The organism is Bacillus sp. JJ1474 (assembly GCF_036965225.1).
GTDB lineage: Bacteria > Bacillota > Bacilli > Bacillales > Cytobacillaceae > Cytobacillus.
The window spans coordinates 1-18,848 of record NZ_JBALPC010000126.1 but is presented as its reverse complement, the minus strand read 5'-3'; the positions used below and the strand labels follow the sequence as shown (position 1 = coordinate 18,848).

General features: G+C 35.0%; 23 protein-coding genes. 1 reads left to right on the top strand and 22 read right to left on the bottom strand.

What is annotated here, in order from left to right; all coding sequences use genetic code 11:
• Positions 1-141 precede the first annotated feature (141 nt).
• The 22 genes from V7164_RS16115 to V7164_RS16010 form a co-directional block, all read right to left on the bottom strand.
• Entirely contained in the window at positions 142-1,893 is a 1,752-nt protein-coding gene (locus V7164_RS16115; protein ID WP_335354589.1) for a fibronectin type III domain-containing protein, read from the bottom strand.
• Complete coding sequence (locus tag V7164_RS16110; protein ID WP_335354588.1) at positions 1,893-3,248, bottom strand: BppU family phage baseplate upper protein; 1,356 nt, start codon at positions 3,246-3,248, stop codon at positions 1,893-1,895. The genes V7164_RS16115 and V7164_RS16110 overlap by 1 nt, the downstream gene beginning before the upstream one ends.
• Before the next feature lie 29 nt (positions 3,249-3,277).
• Positions 3,278-3,475 (bottom strand): hypothetical protein, encoded by a 198-nt coding sequence (locus V7164_RS16105; protein ID WP_335354587.1) that lies wholly within the window; start codon positions 3,473-3,475, stop codon positions 3,278-3,280.
• Positions 3,476-3,494: 19 nt separating this feature from the next.
• A complete protein-coding gene (locus tag V7164_RS16100) occupies positions 3,495-5,375 on the bottom strand; it encodes a hypothetical protein (protein ID WP_335354586.1) in 1,881 nt (626 codons plus the stop codon).
• A 9-nt stretch (positions 5,376-5,384) separates the two neighbouring features.
• Complete coding sequence (locus V7164_RS16095) at positions 5,385-5,729, bottom strand: DUF6711 family protein (protein WP_335354585.1); 345 nt, start codon at positions 5,727-5,729, stop codon at positions 5,385-5,387.
• Between the two features lie 12 nt (positions 5,730-5,741).
• Entirely contained in the window at positions 5,742-8,447 is a 2,706-nt protein-coding gene (locus V7164_RS16090) for a phage tail protein (RefSeq protein WP_335354584.1), read from the bottom strand.
• Entirely contained in the window at positions 8,437-8,754 is a 318-nt protein-coding gene (locus V7164_RS16085) for a hypothetical protein (protein ID WP_335354583.1), read from the bottom strand. The genes V7164_RS16090 and V7164_RS16085 overlap by 11 nt, the downstream gene beginning before the upstream one ends.
• 26 nt (positions 8,755-8,780) lie before the next feature.
• Positions 8,781-9,077, bottom strand: a complete 297-nt coding sequence (locus tag V7164_RS16080) for a hypothetical protein (protein WP_335354582.1) — start codon at positions 9,075-9,077, stop codon at positions 8,781-8,783.
• Positions 9,078-9,124: 47 nt separating this feature from the next.
• On the bottom strand, positions 9,125-9,538 hold the full coding sequence (locus V7164_RS16075) for a phage tail tube protein (RefSeq protein ID WP_335354581.1): 414 nt from the start codon (positions 9,536-9,538) through the stop codon (positions 9,125-9,127).
• 3 nt (positions 9,539-9,541) lie between these two features.
• Complete coding sequence (locus tag V7164_RS16070; protein WP_335354580.1) at positions 9,542-9,922, bottom strand: hypothetical protein; 381 nt, start codon at positions 9,920-9,922, stop codon at positions 9,542-9,544.
• A gap of 7 nt (positions 9,923-9,929) precedes the next feature.
• Positions 9,930-10,379, bottom strand: coding sequence for an HK97 gp10 family phage protein (locus V7164_RS16065; RefSeq protein WP_335354579.1), 450 nt, complete (start codon positions 10,377-10,379; stop codon positions 9,930-9,932).
• On the bottom strand, positions 10,372-10,716 hold the full coding sequence (locus V7164_RS16060; RefSeq protein WP_335354578.1) for a phage head closure protein: 345 nt from the start codon (positions 10,714-10,716) through the stop codon (positions 10,372-10,374). Before V7164_RS16060 ends, V7164_RS16065 begins: the two co-directional genes overlap by 8 nt.
• A gap of 13 nt (positions 10,717-10,729) precedes the next feature.
• Positions 10,730-11,020, bottom strand: coding sequence for a head-tail connector protein (locus V7164_RS16055; protein ID WP_335354577.1), 291 nt, complete (start codon positions 11,018-11,020; stop codon positions 10,730-10,732).
• A 41-nt stretch (positions 11,021-11,061) separates the two neighbouring features.
• Entirely contained in the window at positions 11,062-12,198 is a 1,137-nt protein-coding gene (locus V7164_RS16050) for a phage major capsid protein (protein ID WP_335354576.1), read from the bottom strand.
• The gene (locus V7164_RS16045; protein ID WP_335354575.1) at positions 12,198-12,815 is read right to left on the bottom strand and encodes an HK97 family phage prohead protease; all 618 of its coding nucleotides are present in this window, start codon (positions 12,813-12,815) and stop codon (positions 12,198-12,200) included. The genes V7164_RS16050 and V7164_RS16045 overlap by 1 nt, the downstream gene beginning before the upstream one ends.
• A complete protein-coding gene (locus V7164_RS16040; protein WP_335354574.1) occupies positions 12,812-14,044 on the bottom strand; it encodes a phage portal protein in 1,233 nt (410 codons plus the stop codon). The genes V7164_RS16045 and V7164_RS16040 overlap by 4 nt, the downstream gene beginning before the upstream one ends.
• Positions 14,045-14,058: 14 nt before the next feature.
• The gene (locus V7164_RS16035) at positions 14,059-15,750 is read right to left on the bottom strand and encodes a terminase TerL endonuclease subunit (RefSeq protein ID WP_335354573.1); all 1,692 of its coding nucleotides are present in this window, start codon (positions 15,748-15,750) and stop codon (positions 14,059-14,061) included.
• Positions 15,747-16,208: a P27 family phage terminase small subunit gene (locus V7164_RS16030; protein ID WP_335354572.1), complete on the bottom strand. Its 462-nt coding sequence runs from the start codon at positions 16,206-16,208 to the stop codon at positions 15,747-15,749. Before V7164_RS16030 ends, V7164_RS16035 begins: the two co-directional genes overlap by 4 nt.
• A 114-nt stretch (positions 16,209-16,322) precedes the next feature.
• Positions 16,323-16,583: a hypothetical protein gene (locus V7164_RS16025; protein WP_335354571.1), complete on the bottom strand. Its 261-nt coding sequence runs from the start codon at positions 16,581-16,583 to the stop codon at positions 16,323-16,325.
• Between the two features lie 143 nt (positions 16,584-16,726).
• Positions 16,727-17,026 carry a hypothetical protein gene (locus V7164_RS16020; RefSeq protein ID WP_335354570.1) on the bottom strand — a complete coding sequence of 100 codons (300 nt, stop codon included), beginning with the start codon at positions 17,024-17,026 and terminating at the stop codon, positions 16,727-16,729.
• Between the two features lie 21 nt (positions 17,027-17,047).
• A complete protein-coding gene (locus V7164_RS16015) occupies positions 17,048-17,419 on the bottom strand; it encodes a hypothetical protein (RefSeq protein WP_335354569.1) in 372 nt (123 codons plus the stop codon).
• Positions 17,420-17,444: 25 nt separating this feature from the next.
• Positions 17,445-17,738: a hypothetical protein gene (locus V7164_RS16010; RefSeq protein WP_335354568.1), complete on the bottom strand. Its 294-nt coding sequence runs from the start codon at positions 17,736-17,738 to the stop codon at positions 17,445-17,447.
• A 205-nt stretch (positions 17,739-17,943) separates the two neighbouring features.
• Between V7164_RS16010 and V7164_RS16005 the strand changes: the two genes are divergently transcribed.
• Positions 17,944-18,603, top strand: coding sequence for a hypothetical protein (locus V7164_RS16005; RefSeq protein WP_335354567.1), 660 nt, complete (start codon positions 17,944-17,946; stop codon positions 18,601-18,603).
• Positions 18,604-18,848: the final 245 nt, after the last annotated feature.

Genomic DNA, 18,848 nt, shown 5'->3' with positions numbered 1-18,848 from the left:
ATCATATTCCCATCCAGTAAAATTCTCTGTTTCGATTCGACTAATATTGGAGCGAACATATACAGTATCAACATTGACTTCGATTGGTTTTACAGTTTGTTGAGTGCCTCTGACTTTCAATTTGTATCACTCTCCTTAATATTAGACATAGCAGAGACGGGCAGCTACCCTTGAAAATGTTTCCGTTGCAGTATAAATCGCAAATAATTGATAAGCACCAGCACTGTCAGAACTCACCCAATATCCACCGAAAATAGGAAAGCAAGTTGGATTTAAACGTGCTTCGTCACAATAATAAGTTGTTGCTGAACCTATTACAGATTTAGGAATAAAACCTGTTTCTGTACTACCTTGGACTTCATTTATAAATCCATTTAAGTTAGCGGTTGATCCTTGTCCGTAATTTGTATATCCATTTCCTGTATCGTTAAAATTCTGATTTCCTATTAATATATTTCTACTGGCATTATTAAAAAATCCTTCAATCCAGTAGTAACAGTTGCCCCAAAAATCTTCAATTCCCGCAAATTTCATTTGTTGTTTTCCTGTTGCTTCACCAAAGTACATTCCTTTTGAATTTGTTCCGCCAGTATTAGTAATTGCAGCATTTCCGTCAACAAATCCTCTTCCCAATGCAGTTTGAGAGTCTAATGATTTGTATTTTATGAGATAAAGTATTTGCAACATTAATAATTGAAAATAACCAACTTGTTGATATCCTGCTCCATTTGCTTGCGCTGAAGTTCGAAATGCACCAATAGTTTTATTTAAAGTTGGAGTTTTACCACTTAGTGAACGAAGTTTAGAGGCTAATTCGTTACCTAAATATGCACCAATGTACATTTTTTCTTTTTCAGTTATTCCTTTTGCATGCGCTAAACATTTCCAAGTTGAGTCAATTTGCTTAGTGGCATATTTAACATACAAATCTGTTCCAATTGTTTCGAATTTCCACCATATCTTAGGGAATTCAATCATCACATCTCCATCGTTTCCACTTGTAATATCAGCAGTTGTTCCGTCCAAGAATTTACTAAAGTCATTTTTCTGTAATTCTCCAACCACTACTCCATCTTTAAACAAAACTGGTCTAATTTGATTATATGGATAAACACTATCCCACTCATTTGATCCACCGATCATCCCGATGGCATTATCAATGTAAGTTACTGCTGTAAGTGGATTAGAGTTATTTTTATCAATCTTTACACCATATATTTTCACACTTTCTGGTTTTACAGATATTTGCTGTGAAATATCATTATTAATATTCATCTGATTATCGAAGGTAAAGCCACGAATGAAGTATTCAATATCGTTTGTCAATCCAGTAATAGTTACTGAAGTTGCAGACCCCTCATAACCTACTGTTCCGTCTGTGTGAGAAGATGGATAACCACCAGTCTTATATACTATTTTCACTTTATTAAAATCCGTATCAATTGGATTGACCCAAGATAACTTTGCGGATTGATCATCACCGTTTGCTACAAAACTAGTGATTGGTGCAGGCGGTGTTTTATCAGTTGCAGTAATAAACGTTGTTACTCCTTTTGAAACTACATTCTGACCAAATGTAAAATACGTGACGAAAGCTTTGAAATAATAGGTTTGTCCAATGGTTGCAGGATGTTGATACGTTTGTAAAGTACCATCAATTACTTTTGCAGAAACAGCAGACGTTTGATCATAATCTAAATTCGATAAGTCTATTGTACTGACAAATAATTCTGTTTTGACATATTCAGCTATGCTTGGATTCGTCCAATCCACTTTAATTTTTGTACCATTTTCAATTGGCTTAGAAGTTAAATTTGTAACACTTTCATAGGTTAATTTTCCACTGCCTCGCTTAAACAGACCATGTGCGGATAATACATAATCAATGTTCATTAAATCACCACCTTATTAATAATGTTTCCTTCAGCGTCATAATTGATTGTCCATGTAGCTAATAAGGCAGGGGTCATTCCATTCGCTTCATAAAATTGCCATGTGACAGTTTGATAGTTTCCATCTCCATCTGGATTAGATAATGTTGATTTTAGATGAAGTGTATTATCTGGGCGCTTAAAATCAACTACTGTATAGACTCCGTTTACATCTGGATTGGATGCGTAGGATGATAAGTCGCTATCGTGTGGCATGTAATCATTAAAATGACTATTTATGTTTCCTTGTAAAACCCCAATTTTATCGTCAACATCAGTTACGGATTGTGCTGTTGCATAATGAGAAGGTAAGTTTCCACCTAGCTTACTAGCATCATCTGCTGAGGCTATGTTAGTAATTTGTACGTTTCCATCTAAATCTGGAGATTTACCGTTTACCTTAGAAACTGCCCCAGATCCATCTATACCCCTTTGAGCTACCAATTGAAAGTACACTTCATTTGTCGGAAGATTACCCATTGACTCTTTTTTACAAATGTAACTTGATCCTTGATATAGTACGAAATTATTAGAGTAATAAGTTACCAGAGGATCATACTCACCAAAGCTCTTTGTATTATTTATTAATGTATTCATCTTAGTGGTTGTTGCTTTTGCATCGCTAGTTGCAATAAAAGCTTCCGTAGCATTAGAGAGAGCTATGTCTCCTCTTGTAGCTGCATAGTCACCTTTATCTTTCGCATAGTCTCCCTGAGTCTTTGCGTATTGTGCTTGAGTATTAGCCTCCGTGGCTGAATTATTAGCATTAGTTGTAGCTAAATTTGCACTAGATGTGGCAGTTTGAGCTGCTTGTGTTACTTCATGTAATACTGATACGGTCTGATTAGCTGTATCAGCAGCTTCATTTGCTCTTATAGTAGCTAATTCGGCTCCGTTGATTATGTCCTGACCATCTACAATAATTTGGCTAACTATATCCCACTGAGGTACAGTTTCAATTGCTTCGTTTCTATTAATACTTGACTCGACAGTTATTAAAATAGTTCTAGTAGTGGTTTCTTTTTCGCCATCGTATATTGTAAATTCAACCTTCACATTCCCACTTACACTCAATATATTGTTATCTAAAGTGGCAATAGCGTTTCCATTTTTAATAGAACATGTTTTTTGAATAACAGTCTTGTTTTCATCTTCTAGTTGAAAAAATGCAAGTACAGTCTCATTTTCAAGGTTAACTTTTTCATTATCTTGATAGAGTTCTACTTCAAGGTTATCCCCGTTGTCGAACTGTTTATAAACAATCGGTTCAATCGGTTTAACTAGTACTAAGTCGGACACTATGTTATAACGTCTCATTTTTCGCCCTCCTTATTTGAACATTTTCTTTAATCATTCTGTGCTTCAACCGTTACTTCATTCCAACTGATCAAGCTTTGTTTAGTAAACCCACTGTTTCCAACTGAAACGAATTGCGTTTGTGGATTGTTTAACTTCTTTGCAAATTCCTCTGAATTAAAATCAGGAATATCCGCAGTCAATTGATTTACCTGAATTCCATTTGCTATATTAAATGTGATTCTCATTTTGACTCCTCCTAAATTATTATTTCCATACAAATTTATCATTCGCCCAAGAAACAATCTGACTTTCTTTTAGTCTTAATTGATCGTTTACATAGGACACAGTAGCTAAGCCACTCATTAAGTTTGATACCCATAATTGTGTTGCAACAGGATAACCACCCTGCTGTAAGGTAGATGCATTCAAAGTTGCATTCACTGTAACGTTTGTATTTAGTTGTGATGTTCCACCATCCACACGAAAACCTGATTGAGCAACTAAAGGAGCACCTGTTGCATAGACTCCATATCCACCATTAGCAGCAAGGGAAATTGATCCATTACTACTCATTCTGAATCCATTAGCATCATTAGAATGTAAGGAGTGGGAACCATTGATAGCAGTCATAGTTAATGTTGATCCTGTTCCACGTCCTACAACAAAAGATGAACCATAGATGTTACCACCATCGATTATGGCACTTCCAGCAGTATTTAAGTTTGTAAAGGTTACTAGTCCCTGTAAATTAAGATTTTGCGCAAGTAAGCTTATAGCTGTTGGTGTTTGGGTAATTAAAGATGTAATAGTCTGCCCATTATAATCTGACGCACTAACCTTCGATTGAATCTGCCCAGCCTGTATGTTGATTGAAGATTCAGCTTGACCCATCCGAGTACCTAACCCACTCACAGATAAAGAAATATTATCAGCCCTCAAATTAATAGCAGCCATTTCATTGGTTATTCGATTGTTCACACTTAGATCGATTCCGTCAGCTTTTATTTCTAGAGTACCAATCGATTCATCTAACCTATCAACTTCTAGTTTGACACTATCTCCTAAGTTTTTTATCGTTGACCTAACCTTACCTAATTCAGCCGTTACAGTTCCCTTTGTTTCGTAATCAATTTGCATTTGTGTCTTGGTATTGGTAGTAATATCGCATTTTAGACCGTTATCAAAAGTAAATTTCTGACGAGCTATAAAACTTTTATATTTTTCGCCATTTCTATAACTTACATCGATAATATCGCCCGGCGAAGTTAATACATTTCCTTGCCATGTTGTGCTAAATGGCTTAAATTTCAAATTTTTAACACGGTTATAAATATTCTTCAGAAGTTGTTCGTTAGGATTAAAGGTGAAAATATTGTTCTTTATTTCAAGAATATTTTCACCTTGACCTATGTCTTCTATAATGCCTTCGTTGTTTATAACCACATAATTGATTGGTCTATATTCATACTCACTCAATTTCATGGAGTAATAATTAGACCTATCAATTGTTAAATGAGTATCTACAAGCGTTGCGATTTCAAGTTTGTCATTGCGATTTATACGGGCAAATCCACACGCTAATTCAGATATATATTCCAAAGCCAAACGTAACGTAATACTTTCTAAATCAGGCTTATTCCGAACTACATAATCATCATTAATGAATGTTGTGGTTTCTAATGGCACACCTGCCAGTGTACAAATTTCTATAAGTATTTGTTTTAATGTTGCTGGGTAGGTTAGCTTGGTCACGTATGGTTTTTCAAACAAAATCATTCTATCGAATCCAGACAACTTGATAATCCTGTTCTCTTTCGATGCTGATTCAATCAAAAAAGAACCCATCGAAACGAATTCGAAGGGTTTCTTAAACTTATCTAACTTAGCGCCTATTTCAATGTGTACTTCTTTACCCTCAAAACTTTTAGCGGATAAGCTTTCGTCCATATTCAACAACGTAAGGTCAAACGTAGCAGCAGTTGAGCTTCCAAACTTAAAATTTTCGCCAGTAAGAATACTTTCCTCTATGTTACAAGATTGAATTTCTGTGTCACTGTATTCCTTACTTTCAATAGTAGCCCGTATTCTAAGCTCTCGATTTTGCTGTGATATCGCTTTTTTAAATAAATCGGAAGCATCATTCATCCATACCACCTACTTTTCAATAAAATTAAACTTAATATCGTTCCACACAGGCTTTCCATTTCGATAAGAGAACATAGGGATATTCCTGTCACCAACATAGAAAGTTTTCATTTCTAATCGTCCTGTCATGGGATCTGGATACTTAACGAAAAAATAAACACTATTAATAAGTTGTAAAATCTTCGATAATTCATTAGCACCCAAAAACTTCCAATTTAGTTCAATTTTCCGTTTTGTTGCGATTCTATCGATCAACATATCTCCTTGCGCATTTCTTTCTGCCTTACTTAAATCCATAATCCCAACTTGAAAAGACGAAGGAGTTGGGATAGGAATATTATTAATTTCTAACACTCAAACTCCTCCTTATATATTTAATAATAATTTTCCAGATATTCTTTGAGCCTTATTTATCCCTTTTGCCGATGCTCTACCAAGTTCCACTTCGTTTAGCATGATAACAATGTCGTTAATAGAGTTTTCTGATTGACTACTTGACATTGCATTTGTTACTGCAGAACCAAGAGCACTTGCCAATTTATTAACAAATGATGTATTTTCAAGTGGCACTATCATTTCCGCTCCCGCTTCACCAGCAATGTAGTTTCCGAAGTTAGTTGCACCATCTACAATTCCACCACGAGCAAGTTTTGGTATTCTCGGTACTTTGATTGGTGCAATATCAATTTTTAATCCCGGAACTCCTCTAATTAAATCAATCGACCCTTGAATCATTCTATTAATTGATCCAATAACAAGCCCTATTGCTGCATTAATAACATCTATAGTTACATTTAACACACCTTTAAAAATACCAGAAATCATTGTAACGATTCCCTTAAATATATCTCTTATACCTTCCCAAGCCTTCATCCAATTACCTGTAAACACGCCAACAATGAAGTCTATTAGACCACCTAGAACTTTTAATAGACCTTTTATTATATCTGAAATTAATGCTACAGCTGTTCCGACAATGTCAGCTATAAATGTAAATGTTGTTCTGAAAGCAGGAGCCAAATCTTTTATGAGATAATTGACGATCGGAAGGATAAACTTATTTAATATATCCAAAGCGGCATCGATAATTCTTAGGACAAATGCTCCGACTTCTTTGACGAGACCTTTTAAATGCTTCTCCCACAACCATGAGAGCATTTCAAGGAAAGGAGTTATGATTGGTTTTAAAATATCGTCCCATAATAATTGGAATTTATTTCTAATACCATCAAACAACTCTGTAATATTATCAAGTATTCTTTTGCCGTACTTTTCCCATAGATCAGCAACAATGTCCAATGTGTCTAATACAATCTTTTTGATTAATTCAAAAACAGGTTCAATCAATGTTTTATAAATACTGTTTATTAGATTAGCTGCCCATTTAAATGTGTCGGCAAAAATTTTCAAAGCAGTTACAAGAATATCAGTGAATATCGGCACTAATACTTCATTGAGTTTCTTTGAGATTGGAATAATAAATCTATTTAGTAGATAATCCACTAATGGCTTAATAGTCCCATCTAACAATGTTTGTAGTGATTTTGCTATCGATGAATTGCTTTCAATCCATGCCACCTTTATTCGCTCAAGCGAAGGTAACCATGTACTCTTCCACAAACTTGTTAATTCGTCCGTTACATTTTTAAAAGTGCGAGAAAATAAATCCATACTCCAAACTGCCACATCCGCAATTACTGGTGCAAAATCTTTAACAAACCCAGTTACAATGCTTGGTATGAAATCAAATAGTAGATAACTTGCAGCTGGTTTTAAAAAATCATCTAACAACCTAATAAACGTTTTTCCAATTTCTCCAAGTGATTGTTTAATAGGCGAAACTGCGTCAAATAAAGGTTGCATTGCAGGTCTAATTCCACTAAAAGCATCCTTAAATTTTGAGCCAATTCCCTTAGCTCCGTCACCAATATTGGCAAAAATAGCTTTAATTCTATCAGCCATTTCTTGAATTTTTGCAGGAATGGATTCTGTGTCAATATCCGGCACATCAAAATTAGGGATTTCGAAGTCATCCCCTCCAATGCCTCCTGATCCTACTCCACCACCATCACCTGCAGCAGATGCTGCCTCAGCGAGTGAGTTTATTTCATCAAAACCTGCAATTGCGCCCTTTGCTTCTTTTGCGGCTTTTTTCGCCTTTTTACCAGCTCCCTCTGCAGCATCACCATAAGCCTCTTGTGCATCAGCTGCACCACCTATTGATGTATTAACTTGTTTTTGTGGTGCAACAACACCAAAAAAGGCTTGCATAAAGGCACTAAAATAACCTGCTACTCTTGATAACCAATTTGCCAACTTTTGTACATAAGGTAGAACCCTTGCAATAACAGGAGTTAGACCTTTTCCTATTTGCTCTCTTATTCCAGCAAAGGTAAACTCCAATTGCTTAAGTTGACCAGCGGGGGTTTTTGCCAATTCAGCATTCATACCGCCAACTGATTGCCCGATTACTTCTGCAAGCATGTTGGCACGTTCTAACTCATTACCAAACTCCAATACTTTCTCTTGCGCTTCGTCCCATGAATACCCGTAACGTCTTAACGCACCCAATTGACCGTCCATTACTTTACCGATCATCATTCCGATATTAGCTGCTTGTTCCGCAGTAGCATCTACTCCGTATTGTTGAGCAAGCATGTCATTCAAAGTCGGTATTAGTGTTTTAAGTGATTCAACATTAGAAAGGTAAGTTCCTAATTCTTGCGCACCAGCCATTTGAGTGTCCCATGCGACTACACCTATTCCCTCTTGAGCTTGTGTAAGTCGCTTAATACTCTCAATTTGGGCATCCGTAGCATCCATGGTATTCCTCATGACTTGCGCTACCCTAGCAACTTCTACACTTACAGAGTTATAAGTTTTTACAGCTTCTTTCCCATAATCAACAATGCTCTTTACCGCAAATGCCCCTGCAAGTATTCCACCGATTTTAGTAAACGATTTGGAAATATTACTTTGAAAACTTGATATTGTTTTCTGGGTTTTTTCCATTTCCCGTTTGATGCCAGAGAAATCAGCACCACCACGGATTAAGAGGTTTTTAACTGCCAATAGTCCTCACCTCCCCGCCAAATATGGCATTTAGCTGTTTGACTCTTTCAAGCATTTGTTCATCTGACATTTCCTTTTTAGATATATCAGTGTTTAATAATTTATCTAAAGAAGGTGGTCTGCTTTTCCCAGCCATCCATTGAGCAGTCCATAATGCATTCACATAAGTGAGGGTAATTTTTTCATGATGGTCAGCTTCCATTTTAGAAGAGTACGATTTCACCATTAAATTAAATTCAAAAGGGGTCAAATCCCAAAAATTTAATGGTGAAATGCCAATGAGGGTAGCAGTTTCTAATGCATTCACAATAGAAAATTCACTGCCACCCTCATTTAGTTTTTTTCTTCTTCGATTCCTCCACCCATGGAATCCTGAAATGCTTTACCCATGGTTTCAACCACATCTTTTATATTGGAATGATCATCTACTAGTTGCATGACCTTTTCAGGTGTTAATTTACTATCCTCATGAACCAAACCAGCCCAAATAATAGTCGCTGTATCTTCCATACTCAAATCCTCAAAGTCAATTTTCGAGATAGTTTTTTTAAACTTTTTTTCAATTTTTGAAATAGCTAACATTCCATACCTTAAATTTCGCGTTTTATCTAATTCAATTGGTGTGTACATTTTTTTCCTCCTTAGTTTTAAACAATAAAAAAGCTAGGGATTGAACCCTAGCCTGCTGAAATCATATCCAATGTCGGTTTGCCACTAACTTTTATAGTAGCTTCGAAACTTACTGGATCATCGGTTCCTGTATCAGTTTTGAATCCAGTCACAACACCTTTGAAAGTCCATTTTGCATTAATTCCTTGTGGAAATTCTATGCTAAAGTCACTTGTGTTGCCTGACTCAAAAGCATCATATAAATCTTTTTGCCCACTATCTGTGGATAAATCAAAGAAACCACTTAAAGATACTTCCCCAGCATCCTTAAAACCACCGATAAATTCTTTATATCCCCCTTCACTATCCAATGTAGTTACATCGATAGTATCCGCAGATAAATCAAGACCGCCAATTTGTGTTAAGCCAGCAACCTTTTTCGTTGCCATTTTTAAGACAGTACCTAGCCCTCTTGTAGCCATTCGTCATTCCTCCATATAATTTAATTTAAAAGTTATAATTCCTCTGTATAGAGATAATTCACTTTCATACGTTTCTGAAATAGTTTCAATAGTTAAATCATCAATATATATTCTGTTGTCGCCAATCCTTCTTAATGGAAATGTCTTCAGCAACCGTTCCACTTTTGAGGATAAATCTTTCATTTCAAAATAACTTTCACACAATATATTTAGCAGGATTTCACCATCTATATTACTTTTAGTTCCATCTAAGTCCTTTAATGGCGAGCGATTGGATAAGTAAACTAAATATGGAGCCTTTTTTCCTTTGGGCGCATTGGTTGGGTAGATATTATCTTTGATTTCAACTATCTTATTAAACTCATAGCGCAATGCTTTTTCCAATGAACACTCACCCCTCTAGAACCTTATCAATTTGCTTACTCATCTCATCCACAATTGTTTTTTCAATTGTCCCGCTGTTTTCTTCTAATGAATTTTCTAAAAAGTGAAAGCCTGGTATATATCGACCGTCTTTTGTATAAAATCCATACTCTTGAGAAGCAGGATAATATCCTGTTACTTCTCCTTCTGCATTTTTCTTTTGAAAAACATCATTTTTGGCTCTATCAAAGACTACCTGATATACTTTTTTCCCCTTATGCTTTGATCTTTCACCAACAAGCTTCATACCTTTACGCATTTGTCCAGTTTGATCTACCCATCCACCTTTTTTTGCTGCCTTTAATGCTACATTCATTCCTTTTCGTGCAGCTGGTGTTACCACTTTCTGAGGAACTTCTCCAAGTTTTTTAATACTTTTTTGAAGTTCCTTCATGCCCTCAATTTTAAATTTAGACACTATGTATCAACTCCTTGCACCTCAACTGGAGCATTGCATTTCTCTCTTGGAAATTAATAGGTGGTGAAGTTAATTGAAAAATACGTTCACCAAATTTGATACGCATGTCAGGGGTAATACCTGAGATATAACGCATATTTATCTTATGGGTAACCTCACTACTAACTGTTTCAGCTGCAAAAAACTCTCTACCGCTCATCGGATAAATACCTGCACTTACCCTGATAACATCAACCCATTCAGTAATTTCCTCACCATAATCATTCTGCTTGCCAATTTTTCTTTGAAATGTAATCATGTGTCTAAATTCACTTGGATTAACTCTAAATCTAGTCATAAAAAATACACCCCTACAATAAGTTGACAGAGTGCATGTCTAAGATTGATTTAATCACAGTATTCACTTTGTCATTTTCAACCGTAAAGGTGCGGTTATCATACATTTCATTAGAAAGAACCTTCATAGCAATAACTAAATCTTCTTTAGTGTCCATTTGTTCAACAGACAGTCCTGTATAGCCTTGAATATAAGATTTCACAGCAGTTAGAATTGTTTCAAATGTTCTATTTGTTACTGGATCATCGTTATATTCACGAGCGTATTCTTTTAAATCCTGTATGGTGACCTCACTAATTTTCATCTGACTTCACCTCAATAAAAAACAGGGGAAAATCCCCCTGTTTAAGCTCCCTTGTTAAAAATCCCAGCAAGTTGGTCATCGTTCTTAGTCTTTCCATCCATATAAAGGTCAGCTGCATAACCAACGAGTCCACGTCTTTTAAATGCTGAATCATCATACACATACATAGCCATAGATTTTTGTGTATTTGTGTGATATGCATTTGGAGTAGCCAACACGATTACACATTTTGCACCTGTATCTTCTAAAGTAGGCATAGCGTCAGTAACTTCTACAGGAATACCTAAAAGAACATAACCTGTTCCTTGCGTTAAATCAGGTTGTAATAATGGTCTACCTTGACCATCTTTCAGGAGGTCTAGCTCTAATAATGTATCTGAGTGAAGGAACCATTTAGCTGTACCCCATGCTGCTTTTTTCAATTTAGCTTTACACTTTTTAAGGTCTTCGAAAGAAATCGCACCTCTAGTAGTTAAATTGATTTTCTTAGTAATTCCACTGATGATGCCAGTAGGTTGTTTAGTGCCAGTTCCATTAAAAATAGCGTTCTCAATCGAATCAACCATCGTTTCGGTGATGTCATCGATAATGAACGCTTTAAGGTCTAACTCTTCCGTATTAAGCATTTGTTGAGTAATTGCTGATTCCCTATATAGGCGATTTTGACCCAACTCAATTAACTCTAAATTAGGGATTGTTGCTGCAGGGTCTGTAGAAGGTTGCTCGTCTACCCATTCAGCTGCACCTGACTTAGTTTTCTTAGGGATTTTCATCTCACCTTGAATAGTTGTGCTATTAAAGAAGTTGTAAACGTCAGAACGGTCTTTTAACTCCTTAATAATCTCTTTCACAAGTTCAGAATTAACGACAGCACCACCTTCTTTATTAACAGTGGTATTCATCGCTGCACGTTTTTCAAAAATGCCCCTTAACTCCTCATTAATGATTTCATCAACACTACGCTCTTCTTTCTCTTTCTTCGTCTCTTTCTTTTCAAAAGAACGTGCTTCTTCCTCGGCTGCTAAAGTCTTATCAATCTTTGCAATTTCAACTTTAATTTCATCAAAACGTGTGCTTTCTGCATCAGTAAATGAACGAGTTTCTGCTTTTGATTTGTTAACAAGCCCTTCCATTTCTTCGAGTAAGTTATTGCGCACCTCTACAAGTGNNTTTTTCATTATAAATTTCCACCTTTCAATTTTAAAATTTCAATTTCCTTTTCATAATTTAAGTAATCTATTTGAGTTTCCTCACATTTTTCTTCTTTCTTATCAGAGTTGTCTTCAATATTTGCGGTAAACTCTTCACTTCTTTGTTCAGTTATGTACGATTTTTCTCCACGGCTCTCTATTGATGTAGCTAGGTACGCAGGAGTTTGTGTTAAGATACTTACTTCTAGTAAATCCAAATCTTCTATGTATCTCTTCTGTATACCATCAGTGCCATCTTCCCAACGGTCTTTATTAGCAATAAATCCAAATGACCAACCAGTAAGTCTCGATTCTTTTGCCGATTGAATAACTTCTTCATCAGTGACAGTCGCAATTGCCCTTAGTCCGATATTGTCTTCGTACAATTGCAAATTACCATCAGTTAGCGAGCCGAGTTTCCTGTCTTTATTATGATTAAATAGTAAGTCAACGTTTTCAGCTTTCATTAAGGCTTTCTCAAATGTTTTCGGAGCAATTTTCTCTTTAAATCGTCCTCTTGGAGATGGGAGCACTCTGCTTTCACGATCAACAGTGTTAACGTAACCATCGAGTAATACCTGATCTCCTCTAATCTCTATCCTCATTCATCCTCACCTCCCTCCAATGAATTTGACATTTTGGAACTCGTAATACTGTCCATATTTGGAGTAAAGTATTTGTTAGATTTAATGTCGTAAATTACATCACCTAAACTCATTGTTACAACATCTAATCCCTCTATAGCTTCATAATCTTCCTTATACCTAATCTCGTTCTTGGAGATCCAACCTGCCTTAACAGCTTCACTGTAGGCTTGATACCTTTGCAAAATATTTCCTTTTAATAATTCAGAACTATTAACGGCAAAATAAAAAGACTCCTTTTCACTCGGTAAAAGTAAGTCTTTGTTCAATGCAGTCTCAATCGCTGTCAAGATTGGCTGTATACAAATTTTTATAAAGTTGTCGTATTCATTTTCAGATGCGTTTCCTTCGAAAATAGAAGGTGGAACCTTAAATATTTTGCAAATTTCATTAGAGTTGGTTTGTTTTTGTTGGTTTAATTGCATTTCGACTGAGGTATTCGATGCTTCTTGAAAGTCTAGTCCTTTGTTTAAAACAATTACATTTTCTGTATTATTTTTATAAAGGTTATTCCACGCTACCTTCAATGCGTCTATTCCTTCTTGGTTTAGTTTGTCTTGGGACTTCAAAAATCCCTTTTTATTTCCTCCGGTTTTTACCAGCACCTCTTCGAAAATGAGTGAATTGTAAGCAACTGACAGCATTTTATTGTTTTCAGAAACAATCCCTTTTCCTGTAACGCCATCCTTAGTTTTTCTCGTAATTTTTAAAAACTCATAGTCTTGATAAGTTGCACCATTGACCAAAATATCGTAACTCTTAAAAATTGGATCAACATTGATATTTACTGATACATTCGTCTTGTTTACATAGTGTAAACTTTTAATTTTGTTCTTTTCACGATTTATGTAAGAATAGCCAGCACCCGATAGCAAATAATCTTCAACAATTGCTTTTTTAAATTGGAATCCATCTAATGTATCCTTAGTGTCATCGTTTAACAAAGCAACTCGCTCATCTTTGACCTCAGTTACTTTACCATCTAGCTCCTTATATAAAAGAATCGGCAGGGATGCCACTGTGTCTGAAATTATTCCTACGCAGGCTGCAACGGCTGGAATATTTAATGCTTGCTCCTTTGTTATCATCTCATTTGTTATTCCTGCTCGGAGTAATAGGTCTTCAAATGACATACTTCTATCTTCTTTTTGATATTGCCTAAATTCTTTCCACTCTTTAAATAATCCCATTAACTCACCTCCTTCTAAAGAACTTGAACTGTCCAACCTCCACCTTGATTAACTATTACATCTTGTTCCAACAGGTACAAGGCGTTGATTGTTGCAAAAACCATGTCCACTTTGCCAGCTGTCTTTACGCTAATTTTCTTATTAATGTATTTATTTAGATTTGAATCATCTACACACCTACAATTTGTAAAGTGATTTTCATAAGCCAAATTGTCTGTGTACGAAAACTTTTGATCTAGTATTAATTCCTTAAGCCATTTGATACTGGAATGCAGAACACTGCTATGCTGCTTTACCTCTACAGTTGTTAACTCATGATCCCTTTCCCATTTTTGAGCAGAGTTTCTCAGATTGCGAATATCATAGCCAATACCAACAATATTCACACCATATTCTTTTTGTAAATCAACTACAAACTGCTCAAAATGTGCATAGTCAAGTACGGATTCGCCACATATTATTGTATTTCCATCTGCAATTGACTTTCGATAATCAAACTTTTCACGTTTACTTTTTTCGTCTATATAATCTTCTTGCACAAATTGCCAAGTTTTTGAGTGGACGATTCCTGTTTCTTCGTCATAACCAAGCATACTTATACTCGAGTTGTCGTAGCTCTCAGCCCCGTCAACGCCTATGTACACATCTTTACCAGTCCAATTCCATTCTTCCTCTGCCTTACATGATTTTATTTGATCACTTGATACATAACCATCTGCATTTAAGCCTTTATACTTAATGTTATTGTGCTTACACAGATAGTTTTCACGCTTTGACTCATAAAAAATAGCCATTGTCCTTTTATCGACAATAGCTTTAAATACCTTTTCATTATCCACTGCAACGGGGTTAGATTGATAGATGACTAAGTCATTCGTTTCCCACTGCTTCCTAATATCTTCATTCGGCTCATAAAGTAGCGCAAAGTATCTTTTGTTTTCGACTAGACCATCTAACACACGCTTAGCGTAATCAACTTCGGTAATCATTACATTGTTTTCGTTTGGATACTGTGTGGAAATTAATATACCTAATTTACTCTTTAAGGTAATCTGCGATGATCTCATGGATTCAACTGGATAGTCATCCATAGCTCCACATTCATCTGCAAGATATATATGGGCTAATTTTCCATCCATCTTGTCATTACTATAAGCCAATGGGGTATATTCGATGTCAGTTAATTTACATTCGATCATATCCCGCTTAATTTTAAATCTATCCTCTAGTGCTGGACTGGACTTGATAATTTTTCTGATTGCAACTTTTAATTCAGATGATAGCTTGTAATCGGGAGCAACACTGTAAAAACGTGAAAACTTAGGCTCAAGTAACATGCTAATGATAAAGACTATTGCACTTCCAAAAGTTTTGTAATTCTTTCTACTGATGAGTAAAGTCGAGGATTCGTAGAATTTACTATCATCTTCCCTATTCAATGTACAAAGGGTAGCAACAATAAAAAACCACTGATACCGCTCCATCCCCTCATAAATCGAACACCCTAAGTCTGGATGCACCATCAATTTAAGGATTCCGCATACCTTGTTAAACATATCCTCATCAATATAAGCCTCGTCATTATATCCATCTACAATATCTATCCATTGTTTTGCTTGCTTTTTTACATAGATGCCAACGTAATCATTATCTTCTTCAAGACACCATTGACAATATTGATAAGCCTTACTGTCTTTTACGGTCATTTATTATCACCAGACAATATTTTTAACAATGGATCTTCGGCTTGCTGCTGTGATTGTAGATTGATATTACCAAGCTTTGCACGTGACTGAGGAGACAAGGAAAGCTCATTCATGCTGCGGAAAAACTCCTTAGTGTATTTCTCCTTTGCACTCATTAAATTTTTATCATTTAGTTTCTCAATATCTTTGTTAATCTGCTTCTCAATTTCCTGTATCCTGTCAATGGCTATACTACATGTGCTTAGGATATAAGTGTCCAAGTTTCCAAGGATTCCACTGGCTTCTAATTCATCAACTATGAAATTAAATATCTTTTTTTGCCTTGAGTTCAAGTGTTTCGGAGGTGAGATATTACTGGCATCACCTCTAAGCTTATTTTCAGTTTCTTGTCTGATTCTTATTTCTTCTTTAGTTAAATTTTTACTCATTACGTTTACACTTTTACTAGGTCTAGCCATTTCCCTCACCTCCTATATACTGTAAATTTTCATTTCGGGAAAAAATCGTGTGCGTGTGTGGATACGTGGCTTCCCATATTTCAACATATTGAATTATCAGACATAGGGGGGATATTAACAAATATTGTATTTTTCTTCTTGTTCTTTAACAATCTCCAACTGTTCTTCTCTTGGAATCTCCCCACGCTCACACATGTCGTGATGCATCTTACATACCAGTAACAGATTACTACTGTCATACCATTGACTTCTATCCACATCTTCCTTCATCGGCAACACATGATGTACCTGCACATTATCAAACGTATATTGTTGTAGCGTGTGATACAGATTTCTCAAACAGAATTGACACAAAAATTTATCACGTTCCCTCACATAGTCCCTCACCTTAAACCAACGCTTAGTAGTCCTAGCCTTATAAATCTCACCCATCAAACCATCTGTACTATTTTTCCTTTTAGGCTTGCTCGGACACACATACTTATGATCATGGATTCCTCCACACCAGCTACAACTCTTTAACATTTAAATCTATCCGAATTAAAGTTTATTAGTCTTTTATTTAATTCAAACCGCTGTTTATCATAAAGTCCTCCAAGATACTTTTCAATCACATCTACACCATCAGTAGTCAAACAGGCACGTTCTTTACCATTAACTGACTCAATATTAATTAACCCTTTACCTTCCAGATATTGATAATCCATCTTACCTACACCCTCTACATCTATAACGAGATTATAAGGTTTATATAAATTGTCATGCTCCACAGCATTCTTATACATTGCACATAAGATAAGTGCTCGCTCTTTTCTCATCTCAGCCAAACTCCTCCAATATTATTTAATTAATTTTCTTAAATCGGCAATCTCATGCTGCAATTCAACCAGTTTCATATCAGCCCAACCATTATCAATCTTTGTAAGATTATCGCCAATCACACGCATATTGCTCTCAAATTGGACACTATCTCTAACACCATTAATCTTCTTCTCAAGCATTTTTATTCTAAAATCAAAATCATCTGTTTTATTGTTTGACTTAATTTGATAATTAAAAGCTGCTATCTTCCATACAACTGTTAAAAGAGCCACAATCAATAACACATCCATTAAGCTCCACTTCGTCATCCAGCTTAAAAAGAATGTAAATAAAAAGATGTAAGCAAAATAAGCCGTTGCCATTTCAAATATCTTCAAGTCCTTTTTCATTTCTCATCTTCTCCCATCATTTTTATTAATACTTTTCCATCAATTCTCTTAGAGTCTTATTTACCTCTCTAACTAAGCCTTCAAGCATTATTTCATTAAAGATATCCTTATCACTTTCTTGGAAAACACTTACAGTTTTTGTGATTATGTAATCCAATTTACTTTCTCTGAAATCTTCATCAATATAGAGATTCAAGTATCTTACTGATTTATCAGCATAGTTAATGGCTTCCTTGATGTAACCGTATGTCTCTGTATCTTTCCTTTGTCCTAATTCAAGCAACCCTACAAGCAATTCTTTTTTCTCAATTCTTCTCATATTATCAGTCTCCTATCGTTTTAGTTTGTTTTTAGACAAAAATAAAAGCCCGTCTAATTTGACGGACTTAATAAATCTTTAAGTCTACATTAAGATACATTCCTTCAACATCTATTAATTTAATTAACATTTACTAAAACTTCTTACCTAAAAATTATTCCAATATGGTAATATAATCCTATATTTATAAAAAGAGGTGCAAAAATTGAAAAATAATATAGATAAGAAATTTTTCGAAACATATAGAAAAGGTTATCAAGACGGAAAATCTTCAGTTAATGAAGAAATAGGTGCTCTAGGTTACATACTGTTTTTTATATCTTTTCTAGGAATAGCCGTAATTATTAAATTCCTTTCAAATCATGGTATAATGGTTAAAAGTGACTGGATCGAACTAAAAGATTTTTTCGTATCGCTTATATTGCTGCCAGTTACAGTTGCGAAGTCTTTATGCTTCTTTATTTTAGGTTTTTACCCAGATGACATCATAAATCAAGACATTTTAAAATTGAAATTTTCAATTATACAAACAGCTCTATATGGTTTACTGTACTTTCTTATCGCATTTATAACATACAAATTTTTATTGACTAAACTACTTAATTTTATTGATAATGAGATATATTGGTTTATCCGTGACTATCTAGTTGGACAAGAGTTAGAGTCTTACCATTATAAAAAATATAGATGGAAAGAAAAAGGCGAACTACTTCCTTTTGCTAGTATTGGAATGTTTTTATTCAAGGTTTGGAACATTATTTATAACATCGTGCTTTATTTTATGATTGTAATATTTATTATACTATGTAGTTTGATTGGCATTGGAATTCTAGTACTCGCTGCATTAAATTATGTATTAACTTAACTTATTTTATGTAGAATATTTGGATAAAAATAACTCTTCATAAACACAAAAACTCACAGGAAATTAATCTTGTGAGTTTTTCTATCTACAATATTATATAACATACCAAAGAAAAAACCGTGTTATAGAACGACAAGAAATAGAGGAATTAAGTAAAAACTCTATCAACTGCTTATTTTCTTATAAATTGATTCATCTAAGTTCTTATCATAATGTGCAATAAAATCTTCACGATATTTTTCTAC